General features: G+C 69.2%; 14 protein-coding genes. 4 read left to right on the top strand and 10 right to left on the bottom strand.

Translation table 11 applies throughout. The features are described from left to right. Nucleotides 1–315: 315 nt before the first annotated feature. Nucleotides 316–741: a hypothetical protein gene (locus KCH48_RS04475; protein WP_210570583.1), complete on the bottom strand. Its 426-nt coding sequence runs from the start codon at nt 739–741 to the stop codon at nt 316–318. A 7-nt stretch (nt 742–748) separates the two neighbouring features. Between KCH48_RS04475 and KCH48_RS42815 the strand changes: the two genes are divergently transcribed. Beyond that, nucleotides 749–874, top strand: a complete 126-nt coding sequence (locus tag KCH48_RS42815) for a hypothetical protein (protein WP_282615093.1) — start codon at nt 749–751, stop codon at nt 872–874. Between the two features lie 63 nt (nt 875–937). Here KCH48_RS42815 and KCH48_RS04470 read toward each other — a convergent pair whose 3' ends face one another. The 5 genes from KCH48_RS04470 to KCH48_RS04450 form a co-directional block, all read right to left on the bottom strand. Then, nucleotides 938–1,321, bottom strand: a complete 384-nt coding sequence (locus KCH48_RS04470) for a hypothetical protein (protein WP_210570582.1) — start codon at nt 1,319–1,321, stop codon at nt 938–940. Between the two features lie 662 nt (nt 1,322–1,983). After that, nucleotides 1,984–2,430, bottom strand: a complete 447-nt coding sequence (locus KCH48_RS04465; protein ID WP_210570581.1) for a hypothetical protein — start codon at nt 2,428–2,430, stop codon at nt 1,984–1,986. Between the two features lie 835 nt (nt 2,431–3,265). Beyond that, the gene (locus tag KCH48_RS04460) at nt 3,266–3,610 is read right to left on the bottom strand and encodes a DUF5959 family protein (protein ID WP_307840799.1); all 345 of its coding nucleotides are present in this window, start codon (nt 3,608–3,610) and stop codon (nt 3,266–3,268) included. Between the two features lie 396 nt (nt 3,611–4,006). Further along, entirely contained in the window at nt 4,007–5,443 is a 1,437-nt protein-coding gene (locus tag KCH48_RS04455; RefSeq protein ID WP_210570580.1) for an MFS transporter, read from the bottom strand. After that, complete coding sequence (locus KCH48_RS04450; RefSeq protein ID WP_210570579.1) at nt 5,440–7,014, bottom strand: DHA2 family efflux MFS transporter permease subunit; 1,575 nt, start codon at nt 7,012–7,014, stop codon at nt 5,440–5,442. Before KCH48_RS04450 ends, KCH48_RS04455 begins: the two co-directional genes overlap by 4 nt. A gap of 112 nt (nt 7,015–7,126) precedes the next feature. Between KCH48_RS04450 and KCH48_RS04445 the strand changes: the two genes are divergently transcribed. Next, complete coding sequence (locus tag KCH48_RS04445; RefSeq protein ID WP_210570578.1) at nt 7,127–7,774, top strand: TetR/AcrR family transcriptional regulator; 648 nt, start codon at nt 7,127–7,129, stop codon at nt 7,772–7,774. Between the two features lie 120 nt (nt 7,775–7,894). Here KCH48_RS04445 and KCH48_RS04440 read toward each other — a convergent pair whose 3' ends face one another. Further along, a complete protein-coding gene (locus tag KCH48_RS04440) occupies nt 7,895–8,767 on the bottom strand; it encodes a helix-turn-helix domain-containing protein (protein WP_210570577.1) in 873 nt (290 codons plus the stop codon). A gap of 158 nt (nt 8,768–8,925) precedes the next feature. Here KCH48_RS04440 and KCH48_RS04435 point away from each other — a divergent pair, with 158 nt between their 5' ends. Further along, nucleotides 8,926–10,371: an MFS transporter gene (locus KCH48_RS04435; protein WP_210570574.1), complete on the top strand. Its 1,446-nt coding sequence runs from the start codon at nt 8,926–8,928 to the stop codon at nt 10,369–10,371. A 142-nt stretch (nt 10,372–10,513) separates the two neighbouring features. Here KCH48_RS04435 and KCH48_RS04430 read toward each other — a convergent pair whose 3' ends face one another. From KCH48_RS04430 to KCH48_RS04420, 3 genes are all read right to left on the bottom strand, one after another. Then, nucleotides 10,514–11,815, bottom strand: a complete 1,302-nt coding sequence (locus tag KCH48_RS04430; RefSeq protein ID WP_210570573.1) for an MFS transporter — start codon at nt 11,813–11,815, stop codon at nt 10,514–10,516. After that, nucleotides 11,812–12,906 carry a PLP-dependent cysteine synthase family protein gene (locus tag KCH48_RS04425; RefSeq protein WP_210570571.1) on the bottom strand — a complete coding sequence of 365 codons (1,095 nt, stop codon included), beginning with the start codon at nt 12,904–12,906 and terminating at the stop codon, nt 11,812–11,814. The genes KCH48_RS04430 and KCH48_RS04425 overlap by 4 nt, the downstream gene beginning before the upstream one ends. Nucleotides 12,907–13,046: 140 nt before the next feature. Next, entirely contained in the window at nt 13,047–13,478 is a 432-nt protein-coding gene (locus KCH48_RS04420; protein ID WP_307840798.1) for a hypothetical protein, read from the bottom strand. Nucleotides 13,479–14,391: 913 nt separating this feature from the next. Here KCH48_RS04420 and KCH48_RS04415 point away from each other — a divergent pair. Continuing rightward, the gene (locus KCH48_RS04415) at nt 14,392–14,667 is read left to right on the top strand and encodes a heavy-metal-associated domain-containing protein (RefSeq protein WP_210570563.1); all 276 of its coding nucleotides are present in this window, start codon (nt 14,392–14,394) and stop codon (nt 14,665–14,667) included. Nucleotides 14,668–14,722: the final 55 nt, after the last annotated feature.

Here is a 14,722-nt window from a genome sequence, read left to right as displayed (position 1 = left end):
CCCGCCCCGCCCGACGCGCTGTTCGAGTTCGCGCTGGACATCCTCGTCGACGGGATAGCGCGATCAGATCTCGGCGGTCCTCGACGTAGTTGTACAGCGCCCGGGGCGAGACGCCGAGATCTGCTGCCAGTGAGCGCATGGTCAGTTCGGCCGGGCCGCGGCGGCCCAGGAAGTCCAGCGCGGCCCGCCCGACCGACTCGCGGGTGAGGGTGGCGCGCCCCTTGCGGTGGGTCGGCCGGCGCCGGACCGGGGGATCGTCGCTGCTCATCGGAGCCCGAGGCTAGCAGCACACCTTGAACTTCACGCGTGTTGACTTTAAGAGGAGAGGTCGCCAGAGTAGCCCGGGTAAGGCTGACCTAACTTCCCCTGGAGTCGCCCATGCGCCGCCCGGCCGCTCTCGCCATGGACTGGGCTGACGGCCCTCGATCCGGGCTGAACGTGGCTGCCCGCTACGATCCCGGTACGAGCTGGGGCAGCCGGACTGGTCCAGACTGCCGTGTTGTTGAGCCAGCCATGGCCGTCGAATTCGATGCCAGAGGTGGGGTTGCCGCCGGTGACGGCGTACCGGTTACCGGTGTACGGCTCGACACCGAGGTTCATGTCGGCGAGGGCGCCGTCGTACATGTCCCGGGTGGTGAAGCGGTTCAGGCCGGGGTCGCGCTCGCGGCAGCCCATGTCGTAGGTGCCGGACTGGGCGGCCCAGCGCCTGACGTTGAACCGGTAGTGGCTGCATGCCTTCATCCCGCTGTTGATCCTGCGTCAGCCGGAGGTGGTGCGGCTGGAGGTCACGGACGGCAGCCCTCAACACCCCGTGCTGTTCCAGCAGTTCCCGCCGGCGCGGTCCGGGCGGGACTGCACCTGGCGGGCGCGGTGACGGACAAGTGGGGCGGGAGTCTGGTGCCCGAGAATGGCAAGACGGCGTGGTTCGAGGCCGCGATCAGCCCGCCTGCCACATGACGTACGCATCCCGGGTGTCCGGGTCGCCGGTGAAGAAGTAGATCTCCAGGCGGCCCTTCTCGCCATGCCGCGCCTTGAACTGCCAGCGGTATTCCTTGGGGAATTCCTCCGGATTCAGGTTCGGCAGGGGCACGCCGGGTTCGTCGACGGATCTGGGCCTTTCCGTCACGTCGTTCGCTTTGACCGAGACGACGAGGACGTTCCGCTCTAGTTGCCAGGTCCCCTTTCCCGTCATCCGCCAGCCGTCGTCGAAGTCCCAGGACTGCCCGTCGAGGTTTGTCACAGTCACCCGTCCGCCGGAGTCAAGATCCAGCGCGCTCCCCCGCCAGCCCTTCCAGTCTCCCGTCAGCTCGCCGGACTTCATCGGTTCCGGGATAGGCACCGGTTCATATCTGGCATCGGGGGCAATACACGCTGTAGTCCCGAATGGCATGGCAGCCCACAAGGCCATGGCTGCGATTTGGGCAAACCTAACATTCCGCACAATCAACCTCCACGTCGCGTGAACGGGGCGGCCTGCGCCGAGATTAGCTCAGCGGATCATGCCGAACGTCGAGGCCATTCCACCGGACGTTTGCACATCGGCGACCGAGCCCTCTCCCGCACACTTTCGATCGAGAAAAAGGATCTGCAGGAAGCCGGAGAAGAGCCCCTTGTCGAAGACCGCGGCAAGGCGCTTGCAGTCCTCGGGCAGCGACAGACCGACACGTTCCTCGGTCTCACCCCCAGGACATCTCCGCCTGACGCGGCTCCTAATGAGTGACTTCCACCAGTCGATCGATCCACATCTGGACCTCGATGAATGTCATTTACTGGAAACGGCCGGAAGGGGCGGAGTCAGGAATGACGCTCCGCCCCTTCCGCTAAGGGGTGTTCGGCATTGGGACGGTGTTTCCCGCCCCGTGACGACGCTGCACCACGTGACCGTCACGGTGTCCGGAATATGCACCTTGGGGAGGAAGTCGAAGAGATCCGTCTCCGTCTGGAGCCAGACTCGGACGATGTCCGCGAACTCGATCATCCCGATCACTGCAGGAATTCCGCCAACGCATCACGCGTCGGAGCTGACAGCAGGTCGGGGTCCAGTTCGCTCAGGGTGAGCCGGAGGGTTTCCGGCCGCATCAGCGGAACGGCCGCGCCCAGGAGTTCCTCGCTGCCGAAGAGCGGCTCCACGAGCTGGAAGTACGCGGCAGAGCTCACGGACGGGACGGGGTCCAGCAGCAAGGTCTCGGTGATCTCCGCGCACCGGGCGAGCAGCTCTGTGTCCTTGACCGGCGCCTGGAGCGCCGGGCGGACGACGCCCCGGAAGACGACGTCGCGCAGGAAGTCGTAGAGGTCGAACCAGTCCAGATCCGCGCTGACGGCCTGCTCCGCCGGGAGGCCGGAGATGGTCTCGATGCCGGCCCGGGACTCCGGAACCATACGCAGCAGCAGTCCGGGAATGCGGCGCCGTCCGCCGGCGTGCTCCGCCATGTCACACCTCACTTTGTTCAGGGATATCCGCGGCGGGGCCCGCCGTGCGATGTTCCGCACGGCGGGCCCGCCCTTGTGGTGAATGCATCCGCACCCGACGGCTGGCCGAAGTAGGCGCGCTGGTCGGCGTCGAAATCCACCCACACGCCCTCGCGCAACGCACGAGCACCTCGCCGACGTAGGCGCCGAGCCCGAACAGCGTGTCCCGCATCCGCTCGCGTTCGGCCCCACCCTGCGCAGCCCGTCGATCAGGAAGTCCACGACCCGCAGGCTGGCCACCGAGTAGTCCAGCGGCAACCGGTTGCGGGTGGTGACTCGGGCGACGAACCCTGCGGCGCACGACCGCGCATCTCCGGCGCACAGGGACACTTTGGTCCACTTGGCCCATGGGGCTCCACCGTTTGCTCGGTCAGTCGGGAGGCCAGCTTCTGGCCTCCCGACTGACCGAGCGGATGTCGCATCACAAACATCACGGGTTACAGGCGTATCGAATCTTTTGCCGCTCACGGAGCCGGAGGCGCGACGCCTGGGCGAAGTCCTGCGGACGGGCGGCATCTTCGTGACATTCCTGCCCATGAAGGGCGCGGGCAGGACGCCAGGCACTTCGAAGAGGCGCTGCGGCTGGAGGAGCAGGCGAAGGTCATCAGGGAGACGGCGACGGCCTTGGCGCGGCCACCGCGCACTGATCCGGCCGAAGGGCCACCACTACGGCGATGCTGGGTGGGTGGGCGGATGTTCTGCCGCTCTTCCCGTGCTCGTGCTCGGAGAGAGAACTCCGCTCACGATGTCCGCCGCATCACGAACGACGTGTGCAAGGTGCTGGTCGGTCCGGGCTTCAGTCGCCTTCGGTCGGGGGCAAGGTCTTCCAGACTTGTTCGAGGCGGTCGTAGGCGTCGTCGAACCAGGAGTCTGCCAGCGGTACCGTCACGGTCACCGTTGTCAGAGTCATCACATTGTCCCTGATGGTGACGCGGAGTCGCTCGTCGGCCTCATCGCGTTCGATCGACAGGGAGGGGCCTCGTGCGGCCTCACGCCAGGTGATGGCCTGTCCGGCATCGAGTGCGTCGAGACATTCCTGCCATTCGGTCAAGTCAGCAGGAAACAACCAGTCATTGAGGGTTCCGCTGATGAACGGCGTGTCGACCACGAACTGGCTCGTCAGCACGTCGGTCGTGCGCACCCCCCCCCGGTCTCCCTTCCCGTGACCCGAAGGACGACGCTATTGCCTCCGCCGACCAGGCGGATCAGGTCGATCGGCCCTTGTGCCATCGTTGCCCCTTCCGAGGCGTTCGTAGTGGCCAGATTCTATCCCTGCAGGTGGCAGGCAGGCCGGGGGCCAATCAGCGGCCCCCGGCCTGCCGCCGCTTCACGCGGTCACAGTCGCTTCATTCTCGGGTCCTGACCAATTGGTCGTCATGGGCGAAGTTCCACACCCGTGGCCGGGCGGTGAAGAAGCCGGCCATGCGGAGGATGGCCACGCCCATTGAGTCGGGGCGCCGGTGGCCGGGGGCTGCGGCAGAGTGCGACCGTTGCGGCTCCCCGGCACCGGAGGAACTCTCGGGCCTTGTTGCCCGGGTCAGTGCACGTGCGGGCCGCCGGTCGACTGCGGTTTGCCACGCGGTACGAGGCCCAGGGTCACGACGGCGCTGACGGCGGCCGCCACCGCACACACCGTGAACGCGTCGGCGAAGCCACCCACCGCGCCTCGCTCGAAGCCGGAAGCCGCGACGGTCGAGACGACGGCGACGCCGATCGAGCCACCCACCTCGTGGAAGGTGTTGACGACTCCCGAGGCGAGCCCCGCCTCCCGGGGCTCCACCATGGCCAGCGCGGTCGTCGTGGCGGTGACGAACACCGCGCCGATGCCGAACGAGGCGATCACGAAGCCGGGCAGGAGCCCGGCGTACACGCTGCCGGTCTCCGACAACTGGGTCAGGGGAATGGTTCCTGCGGTGGCGACGAGCATGCCCGCGACAGCGGTCGGGCGGCTGCCGATCCGGCCCACGAGCCGGGACCCGAGGTGGGCGCCGATGCCGGTGGCCACGGCGACGGGCAGGAACGCCAGCCCGGTCCGCAGCGGGCTGAAGCCGCGAACGTGCTGGAGATACACCGACCCGAGGAAGAAGAACGCGATCAGCAGGGCGGTGGCGATCAGCATCAGGAAGGCACCGGCGAGCACCGGTCGGCGGGTGAACATCCGAAGATCCATCAGCGGAGCCCGGCTGGCCCGCTCGACCAGCGCGAAGGCCGCATAGGCGAGTACCGCACCGGCCAGCGGCAGCAGGGTCGAAGCGTCCGCCCATCCGGCGTCCCCCGCCTTGACCAAGCCATAGATCAGGGCTGCGGTGCCCGCGGTGACGAGCAGCGCGCCGGGGATGTCGAGTCGTGCGGGCTGCGGAGCGCGGGCAGGGACGAAGGCGGGCAGGGCGAGCAGCAGGAGCAGCCCGACGGGCACGTTGATGTAGAACACCCATTGCCAGCCGGGTCCGTCGGTCAGGGCTCCGCCGAGGAGTACGCCGGCCGCCGAGCCGGTGCCGCCGATCGCCGCCCAGACACCGAGCGCCTTGTTGCGTTCGGTGCCGTGGAAAGTGGTGGTGACGATGGAGAGCGCGGCCGGGGACAGCAGGGCGGCGCCGACGCCCTGGCCGATCCGGCCGCCGAGCAGCGTCGGGGCGTTCTGGGCGAGACCGGTGACCAGTGAGGCGGCCGTGAAGAGCACGAGTCCGGCGAGCAGGGTGCGACGGGCGCCGAGGGCGTCGGCGAGTCGGCCGCCGAGCAGCATCAGCCCGCCGAAGCAGAGGGTGTAGGCGGTGACCACCCACGTCAGGGTCTCCCGGCCGAGGTCCAGGTCGGACGCCATGTCGGGCAGGGCGACGTTCACGACGGTGACGTCGAGGATCAGCATGAACTGGGCGACGCAGATCAGCGTGAGGGCTGCCCAGCGGTGCGGGTCGGCGGGCGGGTGGTGGTCGTGTTCGGCCGTGTGCGGGGCACCGGCTGTGGAGTGGGTCATGACGGGTCCTTCGGGTGTGTTGTTCCGGTCGGGTCCACGCCGCGGGCCGGGGCGAGGAAGAGGGCGAGGAGCACGCCCGCCGCGGTGACCCCGGCCCCGGCGAACATCGCCGGTCCCATGCCATCGACGAACGCGCGGCGGGCGGCCTCGGCGAAGGCGTTTCCGGCCCCGCCCGGCAGTTGCTCGGCGAGGGCGAGCGCGGTGCCCAGGGACTCTTTCGCGGAGTCGAGGAGGCCTTCGGGAACAGGCACGGATTTGGCGTCGAGACCGCTGCGGTAACGGTCGGAGAGCAGGCTGCCCATGACGGCGACACCGGTCGCCGCGCCGAGTTGGATGGCGGCGCTGTTGGTGGCCGAGCCCACGCCGAGGTCCGTTTCGGGCAGCGAGCCGACGATGGCGTCGCTGGTCGCCGTGATGACGAATCCGGCGCCCGCGCCCAGCAGCAGCATCGCCACGAGAGCCCGGCCGTAGCCGTCCGTCGCCTCGGTGGTGGCGAGCACCGCCGAGGAGGCGCACAACAGGGCGAGCCCCACGGCTGACACCGCGCGCATCCCGATGCGTGGCGTGAGAACGCCCGCCAGTGGTCCGGCGACCAGCAGCGCGAGCGCGGCCGGGCTGAGCCGGAGCCCTGTCTGCCCGGGGCTGTATCCGAGCACGAACTGGAAGTGCTGCACGGCCACGAACAGCGTGCCGATCAGCGCGAACGCACCCAGCAGCACCAGCAGGTCGCCCGTGGCGAGCGCCCGGTGCCTGAAGATCCTGGGCGGCAGCATGGGGCACGCGGCCCTGCGCTGCCAGGCGAGGAAGGCGGCCAGCAGGAGGGCACCCGCCGCGAACGCGGCCAGCACCTCAGGGCTTGTCCAGCCGCGGTCGGGCCCCTCGATGACCGCCCAGAGCACGCTTGCCACGGCCACCACGGACAGCAGTGCCCCGGCGGGATCCAGCCGCCCGCCCTCGGGCGCACGGGAGTTGGGCACGAGCAGAGCGGCGGCGATGAGGCCCGCGATGCCTATGGGGAGGTTGATCAGGAACACCGAGCCCCACCAATAGTGGCTCAGCAGCCAGCCTCCGACCATCGGCCCGATCACCGTCCCGACGCCGACGGCCGCCGACCAGATGCCGATCGCCTTGGTGCGTTCGGCGCCGCGCGGGAAGACGTTCCCGATGACGGCGAGTGTGGCGGGCATGATCAGGGCCTCACCGACGCCCATGACGCCACGTGCGAGAACCAATGTGGTGACGGATCCGGCGTATGCGGCGACCACGGACGCTGCCGTGAACAGCGCCAGGCCGGCCATGAAGATCCACTTACGGCCGAGCCGGTCCGCCAGGCTGCCGCAGAACAGCACCAGGCTGCCGGACATCAGCGCATAGCTGTCGACGATCCACTGCAACTGGCTGGTGGAGGCGCCGAGTTCACCGACGAGCGTGGGCAGGGCGACGTTCAGCACGGTGGTGTCGAGGCCGACGACCAGCAGGCTCACGCTCACGACGGCGAGGGTGAGCCAGCGCCGGCCCGGCGGGTCGGCCGTCTGCGGTACGGCGGTTGCCGCATGAGTCACGGAAGGCACGAGGTCCCCTTTCTCGTGCACGGTCTCGCTCGACCGCGCGACTAACTGAACCATACTGTTCAGTTCATATGAACTCAACCGTACAGTTCAGGTGGGTGCTAGGGTCGAGCTCATGAGCGTGGACAGCGTCAAGCAGCCCCCCAGCGGACCCCGCGCGGAGCTCAAGCGGCAGGCCATCGTGCGGGCCGCCCGTGAGCTGTTCCTCCGGGAGGGCTTCGGCGTCGGTATGGACACCATTGCCGCCGAGGCGGGCGTGTCGAAGGTGACCGTCTACAACCACTTCGGCAGCAAGGAAGCCCTGTTCACCGCCGTCATCACGAGCGCGCTCGACGAGCCGCTGGCCGGTGAGTCGTCGGCCGCACTGGAGGGCCTGGCCGAAGCCGAGGACCTGCGGTCCGCCCTCGTCGAAGCGGCCCGCACCTGGGTTCACGCCGTCCGCACCAACCACGAGGTCACGGCTCTCCGCAACCTCGTCGCCGCCGAACTCCACCGCTTCCCCGAGCTGGGCGAGGCCTGGAGACACCGTGGCACGGAAAGCCACCACCCCGCCGTGGCAGGCGCCCTGCGCGCCCTCACCGAGCAAGGCCGACTGGAGATCCCCGACCTACAGGTGGCGATCGTCCAGTTCTACGGGCTCCTGGTCTTCCCCCACATGGTCTTCAGCTCCTACGGCACGCACATCGACGAGGACCTGACGGACCGTCTCATCACCAGTGGCGTCGACATGTACCTCGGCCACTACGGCCCACGAGACAGGTAGCGGCCATCCGCGGCGAGGTCATCTCGGGCGGGCGGTCGAGCCGACATCGCGGGCGGCGCCCAAGCCCTTACTGTCCTGCGTACGGACTTTCTTGTTGGTGAGGACAGAGAAGGGTGCTCCTCATCGAGCGGGCCGGGTTGGCGGCATGGACGGCCGGGCGCCTGGCTCATCGCGCAGTCCCAGCTCCTCCTCGGCTGGCAACAGCGCGCTCGTATCAGACGCCGCCAGTACGGCGTCCCCGTTGAGGTAGCGCCTCGGGGATGTGCCGACAGTTCGGCGGAACGCCGCGAGAAATGCGCTCGGTGTCGCGTATCCCACGGCGTGTGCGACCCAGGCCACGGATCGGCCTTCGGCGAGAAGGGGCAGGGCGGCCCGCAGCCGCATATGGGTGCGCCAGCGATCGAAGCTCATGCCTGTGTCGTGAACGAACAGCCGAGTAAGTGTGCGTCGGCTCACACCGACTGCCCGTGCGTGGGCGTCAAGGCTGCGCGGGTCTGCGGGATCGGCGAGCAACGCGTCGGCCACGGCGCATACACGTTCGTCGGCGGGATGTGGCACTTCGATGGGCAGGGTCGGCAAAGGGTGCAGCTGGTCGAGTACGACCGCCTCGGCTCGCAGTCGTACGTCGTCGGGCAGGTCCTGTCGGTTGAGGTAGTGGATCAGGTGGGCCAGCAGGCCGTCGACGCCGACCGGCGTGGGCTCTTTCCAGTCCAGAGAGCACCGGTCCGGTTCGAGGTAGAGACTGCGCAGCACCGCGTCGCGGGTCGCACCGGTGCGGTGAATGACCCCTGCGGGCAGCCACAGCGCCCGGGTCGGCGGCAGGACCCAGTAGGTGTCGTCGACGGCGACGCCGAGTACGCCCCGTGGCGTCCAGGCCAACTGGTGCTGCGGGTGGCTGTGCGGGGGTATCCACTGTCCCGACGACAAGGGGAAGTTCCCCACGACGATCGCCCCCACCCCGGGTGGGACGGCGCTTGCGACGGCATCGGTCATGCCTCCACCGTATGTCCTCAACGCGATACCACGTGGCCTCATAGCGGATTGTGGCCAGCTAGGCCGGTGCATAGCGTCGTTCGCATGCTGATCCGCCATTCGCGCCAGGGGTGCTACCGCAGGACGGACGTGCCGACCGAGCTGACCGGACGCCGGTCATGACGTCAGCATCCACCCCTACCGCCATCGCGGGCCGCCGCCGGTCGGCGCTGGCCGTACTGTGCCTCGTGCAGTTCATGCTCGTCCTGGACGACAACGTGGTGAGCGTCGCTCTCCCCAGCGTCCGGGACGACCTCGGCTTCAGCGCCGCAGGCTTGGCCTGGGTCGTCAACGCGTACTTCCTTGCCTTCGGCGGGCTGTTGTTGCTGTTCGGCCGCGCCGCCGACCTGCTGGGCCGCCGACGCGTCTTCCTCAGCGGCGTGGCGCTGTTCGGTGCGGCGAGCCTCGCCTGCGGGCTTGCCCAGGAGCCCTGGCAACTGGTGACCGGACGGTTCGTCCAGGGTGCGGGCTCTGCCATGGCCAGTCCGGCCTCGTTGTCGCTGATCACACTCCTGTTCCCCGCTACTCAGGAGCGCGCCGAGGCACTGGGCATCTGGGGCGGCGTCGCCGGTCTCGGCGGCACGATGGGCCTGGTGATCTCCGGTGCGCTGACCGGCCTCACCTCTTGGCGCTGGATCTTTCTGATCAACCTGCCTGTGGTCGTGCTGGCCCTTGCACTGCTCCCGCGTCTGGTCGCCGAGAGCCGGGCCACCCGCCGGACACGCCTGGACGTGCCTGGTGCGGTACTGGGCACCGGCGCCGTCGTCTCCCTGGTCTACGGGCTGCTCCAGGCCGGGGAGTCGGGTTGGGGTGCCATGGCCTGCGTCGGGTCTCTGCTCCTCGCTGTCGTCCTGGCCATCTCGTTCCTCGTGGCTGAATCACGCACGGCGGAGCCACTGGTGCCGTTGGCGTTCTTGGCCTTCCGGATCCGAGCCGTCGCCAATGGCGCGACCCTGCTCTTCTCCGCCGCGATGTACGCGATGGCCTTCCTGCTGATGATCCACGTGCAGACCGTGCTCGGCTACGGCCCGCTCAAGGCCGGCGTCGCCTACCTGCCCTACTGCGCCGGGATGCTCGCGGGCATGTGGCTCTCCTCCCGCGGGGTGATCAGGCTCGGGATGCGGCGGACTCTCATTACGTCGTTCCTGATCAGTTCAGGAGGGCTGCTTCTGCTGTCCGGCGTGGCGCCGGGCGACAGCTACGCGTCCGGCGTGCTGCCCGGCATGCTCGTCACGAGTCTCGGGTGCGGCCTGAGCCTGCCCGCCCTGACGGTCGCCGCGCTCACGGGCACCACCGAGGAGGACGCCGGTCTGGGCTCGGCCGTCCTCAGCTCCGTCCAACAGGTGGGCGGCGCTGTGGGCGTGGCGGGACTGGTTGCTCTGGCCGCACACCGCAGCGAGACCCTGGCCGAGTCGACCGGCCCGCTGCACGCCGCGACGGAAGGCTTCTCACTCGCGATCACCGTCGCCGCCGTCCTCCTCGCCATCGGCGCCGCCCTGATCGCCACGCTGCTCACAAGCCGCCGCTCAAGGTCCGCAGTCGACGCCCGCGACACTCTTACCTGACTGGGGAGGGCGCCGCTCGTCCCCGGTGGTGCCCGGCCCGGAAACGGCGGCGGCCGCAGTGAGGTTCAGCCGGTGAGTCATGGGACACGGCAGGGGCGGGACACCATGCGGTGCCCCGCCCCCGGGCCGGAGGGCCGTTGGGTCAGGCGGTGGCGGGCAGCGGCTCGGCGGCGGGGGGCTCCGTCAGTCGGCCGGTACGGTGCAGGCCGTACAGGGCGGCCGCGCACGCCAGGCCCAGCACGCACAGCGTGATCCACGGCAGTGCGGGCATCCCGGCCGCGCGGGCGGCGTCGAGCGCGGCGCCCGTGCCGAGGTTTCCGACCGTGATGCCGATGCCGCAGATCGTGTTGTACAGCCCGTAGTGGGTGGCGACGAGGCGATCACCGGAGAGACGGACGATGGTGTCCATCTCGAAGGGATAGGCGATCATCGTGCCGACGGCCAGCAGCAGGGCGGCGAGCGTCGGCGGCACCGCCGCGAGCAGCCACAGCCCGACCCCCGACTCCGGTACGGGCACGGCGGTGGCCACCAGCAGGGGTACGAAGGCCAGGCCCATGACCGCCAGCCCGCGTACGAGCGCCTCCCCGGGCTCGTACCGTGCCTTGCACCAGGCCGTCACCCGCGTCTGGCCGAGGATCGTGCTCAGCCCGGAGACGGCGAACAGCACCGCCACCGCCGCCGTGCCGAACTCCCCGTCGCCGCCGAGCCGGCGCACCTCCAGCGGCAGCGCCAGATAGACCTGGAAGGACAGGACGTACGAGCCGATCATGGCGACGGAGAAGAGCAGGAAGGGCCGGTTGGCGAGGATGCCGCGCCACTGGGCGAACACACCCTGACCGCCGTCGCTGTCCTGCCGCTTGGTGTCCTCGGACCGCCGGGCGGGCAGCGCGCGGATCTGTACGACGCTCAGCAGCGCGAAGATCCCGGCCGCCACCAGGCAGGTGATGCGGAAGTCCACCCCGGTCAGCACCATGCCGACCAGCGGACCCAGCAGGATGCCGGCCTGGTAGAACACGTTGAACAGCGCGAACGCCTCGACCCTGCGCTCCCCCGCGTCGGCCGCGAGGTACGCCCGTACGGCCGGGTTGAACAGCGCCCCGGCCAGCCCGGTGGCCGCAGACGCCGCCAGCAGCGCGGGGAGCGAATCCACCAGCCCGAGCGTCGCGAAACCGAGGGTCCGCAGCACACACCCGGCGACGATCATCGGCTTGTAGCCGAGCCGGTCGGCGAGGGTGCCGCCGACCAGGAACATCCCCTGCTGGCTGAAGTTCCGTACGCCCAGGACGAGTCCGACGATCCAGCCGGCCAGCCCGAGCGTGCCGGACAGATGGGCGGCCAGGTAGGGCATCAGCATGTAGAAGCCGAGGTTGATGGTGAACTGGTTCACCATCAACAGCTGGACGCTGCGCTCGTACGACCTCACCTGCGTGAGCAGCCCCTTCACCGGTCCTGCTCCGCGCCGCGCAGGGTGAGGGGGTCGACCACGGTGGTGCACCGGGTCCAGCGGGTGACCTCTTTCTCGTCCAGGCGGCCGATCAGCTCCGGTTCGGGCGCCGGTGGCAAGTCCAGCAGACCGTGGGCGGCGCAGTAGTCGTCGTCGTAGACGGTTCCCAGGTATCGCTGCGGGCCATCGGGGAAGATCGCGACGATCCGTGCGTCCGCGGGCATCGTCCGGGCCAGCCAGCCGGCCACCAGCGCGACCGCGCCGACGCTCCAACCGCCGGTGGCGTAGTGGGAGGCGGCCAGTTGGCGGCAGGTCCACACCGCCTCGGCCGGGGAGACCCAGTGCACCTCGGAGAAGTTCTCGTAGGCGACGTTGCGGGGGTAGATGCTGGAGCCGAGTCCGCGCATCAGCCGCGGCCGGGCGGGCTGGCCGAAGATCGTCGAACCGGGGGCGTCCACCCCGACCACGGTCAGCTCCGGGTAGAGCTGGCGCAGGACCCGTGAGATGCCGGCCGAGTGACCGCCGGTGCCCACGCTGCACACCAGTACGTCGATGTGGCCCATTTCGGAGGCGAGTTCGAGAGCCAGCGGGGTGTAGGCGGCGACGTTGTCGGGGTTGTTGTACTGGTCCGGGCACCAGGAGTCCGGGTGCTGCTCCAGCAGCCGCTGCACGCGCTCGCGGCGGGCCTGCTGCCAGCCGCCCGTGGGATGGGGCTCGGAGACGACGTTGACCTGGGCGCCGTACGCGCTCAGCAGCCGGGTCATGGACAACTCCAGTCCCGGGTCGGTGACCAGGGTGACCGGGTGGCCGTACACCATCCCTGCCAGCGCCAGCCCAAGACCCAGGGTTCCGCTGGTGGACTCGATGATCCGTCCGCCGGGCCGCAGGTCGCCACGGGCACGGGCCCGCTCCACCATGTGCAGCCCCGGGCGGTCCTTGATACCGCCGGGATTGAACCCCTCAAGCTTCGCCCAGAAGCCACGCCCGGCCGGGGTCAGCGGCTCCGACACCCGCAGCAGCGGGGTGTTGCCCACCAGCCCGGACAGGGCCGACTGGCCGGAGGCGGCCGCGGTCTTGATCAATGAAGCCATGTCTGTGTGTTCACTCTCGCTCGATGAAGGCAGGGTGCGGGTTCATCTCGCGCCCCAGGGCGGCAGGGCGGACCGTGGGTCCGCGGTCAGGCCATGGGTGCGCGGCAGCCGGTGAAGTCGGTCGGCTGCGAGCGAGTGGTCTAGATCCGCCACCGCGACGTACGCACAAGCGCCACACGGCCATTGCGTGCGCTGCGACGTCTGCGCGATTCATGCCGTACGAGGGGTCTCGCCAACGCCATGGTCACGGCGACGAGTACGACCACGGTCAGCGCGGCGAGGGAAAGATCCTCCGCCGACTGGGCCGCTGTACGGATGATCAGGTTCGTTGCGCAGTCCTCGTCCCCGTGGGGGGCGTGGTGCCCGTGAGACTCCCCGCCGACAGCCATCGCCGAAGAAGCGGCAGGAAGGGACACCGGCCCGTGCGTCTCGTCCGGCACACCGTGCATGACGGCGCACAGCATGAGCGCCACCACGAGGGTGCCGCGGATGGCAGAGACGAGTCGACGCCACAGCGATGAGCCGTATCGCGCCCACGGCGCGTGCGCGGGCGTACGGGAAAGTGTCGGCACAGGTCCTCCGCGCTGCTGCCACCTCTCCGACGAGGGCGGAGGGAGGCGCAGAGATGAGTGGGGGGCAGGACAGCATGCCGGTGACAACCGGCATGCCAGTTGGAGGACTCTGTACTTCTAGACCTGCTTCACCACGGATGCTGCTCTCAGCGCCGCCGGTGGTGCCCCGCCCATTGGCTCACGAGCGGCAGGCACACGCACGGCCGAGGCGTCGTCGGCACTGGCTGATTCGCGAACCGACGCTGCAAAGCAGGGCGTTACGAGGACAGGACCCTGCTGAGGCTGTCCGGATGCGCACTGCTCACCAGGATGCGACGACTCGTGACCACCATGGTGATCGTCCGCTTCCGCGGAGAACTGCGGTGCAGCCTCGAAGGCAGCATGGTGAATGCCATCAAACGGCGCTGCGGCAGGGGTCGTTGCACTGGTGGAGAGATGTCCCCGGACACTCTCGACGTGCACGCCGTGTGTCACGAGGACACCGAACAGGAGCACGGCAATGGCCAGCACGCGCAGCAGCGGACCCGCATCGGAGCGGGTCCTTACTCTGCGCCGGGGCGACCAAGCCGTAACCATGCCGTGATCGTAGCCGCTTGGGAGTGTTGATCGACCACCAACCCGGAAACGTCGGGTTAACTCGCCAGGCGATTGGCCGATTTGCTATGGCGAGTGTGCACGCGCCTCAGTGTGCGTGCCCCGTGAAGGCTGCCGTGCGCACCTTCACCGGAACGCAGGGCGACGAGGTGGCTGCCTTGCCGGGGATCGGGTCGCCGTCGAGCAGCAGCAGACGCCGCGCGGTCACGGCTCGCACGTCCCGGTGCGATCAGCCTTGCAAAGAATACGGGTGGGGGGTATATATGAAGCCGCTACGGATACCCCCTAGGGGTATAAGTCACCAGCCACGGAGAATCCCATGTCGAACAGCTGCTGCACCTCTGACGGAAGCTGCCACACCAGCGCGGAGATCAAGACCACCTACAAGGTCGACGGCGTCGGCAGTGCCCACTGCCAGGGCATCGTCGCCAAGGCGGTGGGCGGTCTGGACGAGGTCACCGCGGTCGACGTCGAGATCGGCACCGGCCTGGTCACCGTGACCACCGCCACCGCGCCCGACGAGGAGCTCGACGTGCTGATCGCCAAGACCGTCGACGAGGCCGGCTACGACTTCGCCGGCCGCGTGCCCGCCTGACCCACCAGCATCGGCGGGGCCGCCTTGCCCGACCGGCCCCGCCCCTCCCCCATCG

Source organism: Streptomyces sp. GESEQ-4, from assembly GCF_017948455.1.
GTDB lineage: Bacteria > Actinomycetota > Actinomycetes > Streptomycetales > Streptomycetaceae > Streptomyces.
The sequence above is the reverse complement of the archived record's forward strand: the minus strand, read 5'-3'. Positions and strand labels throughout refer to the sequence as shown.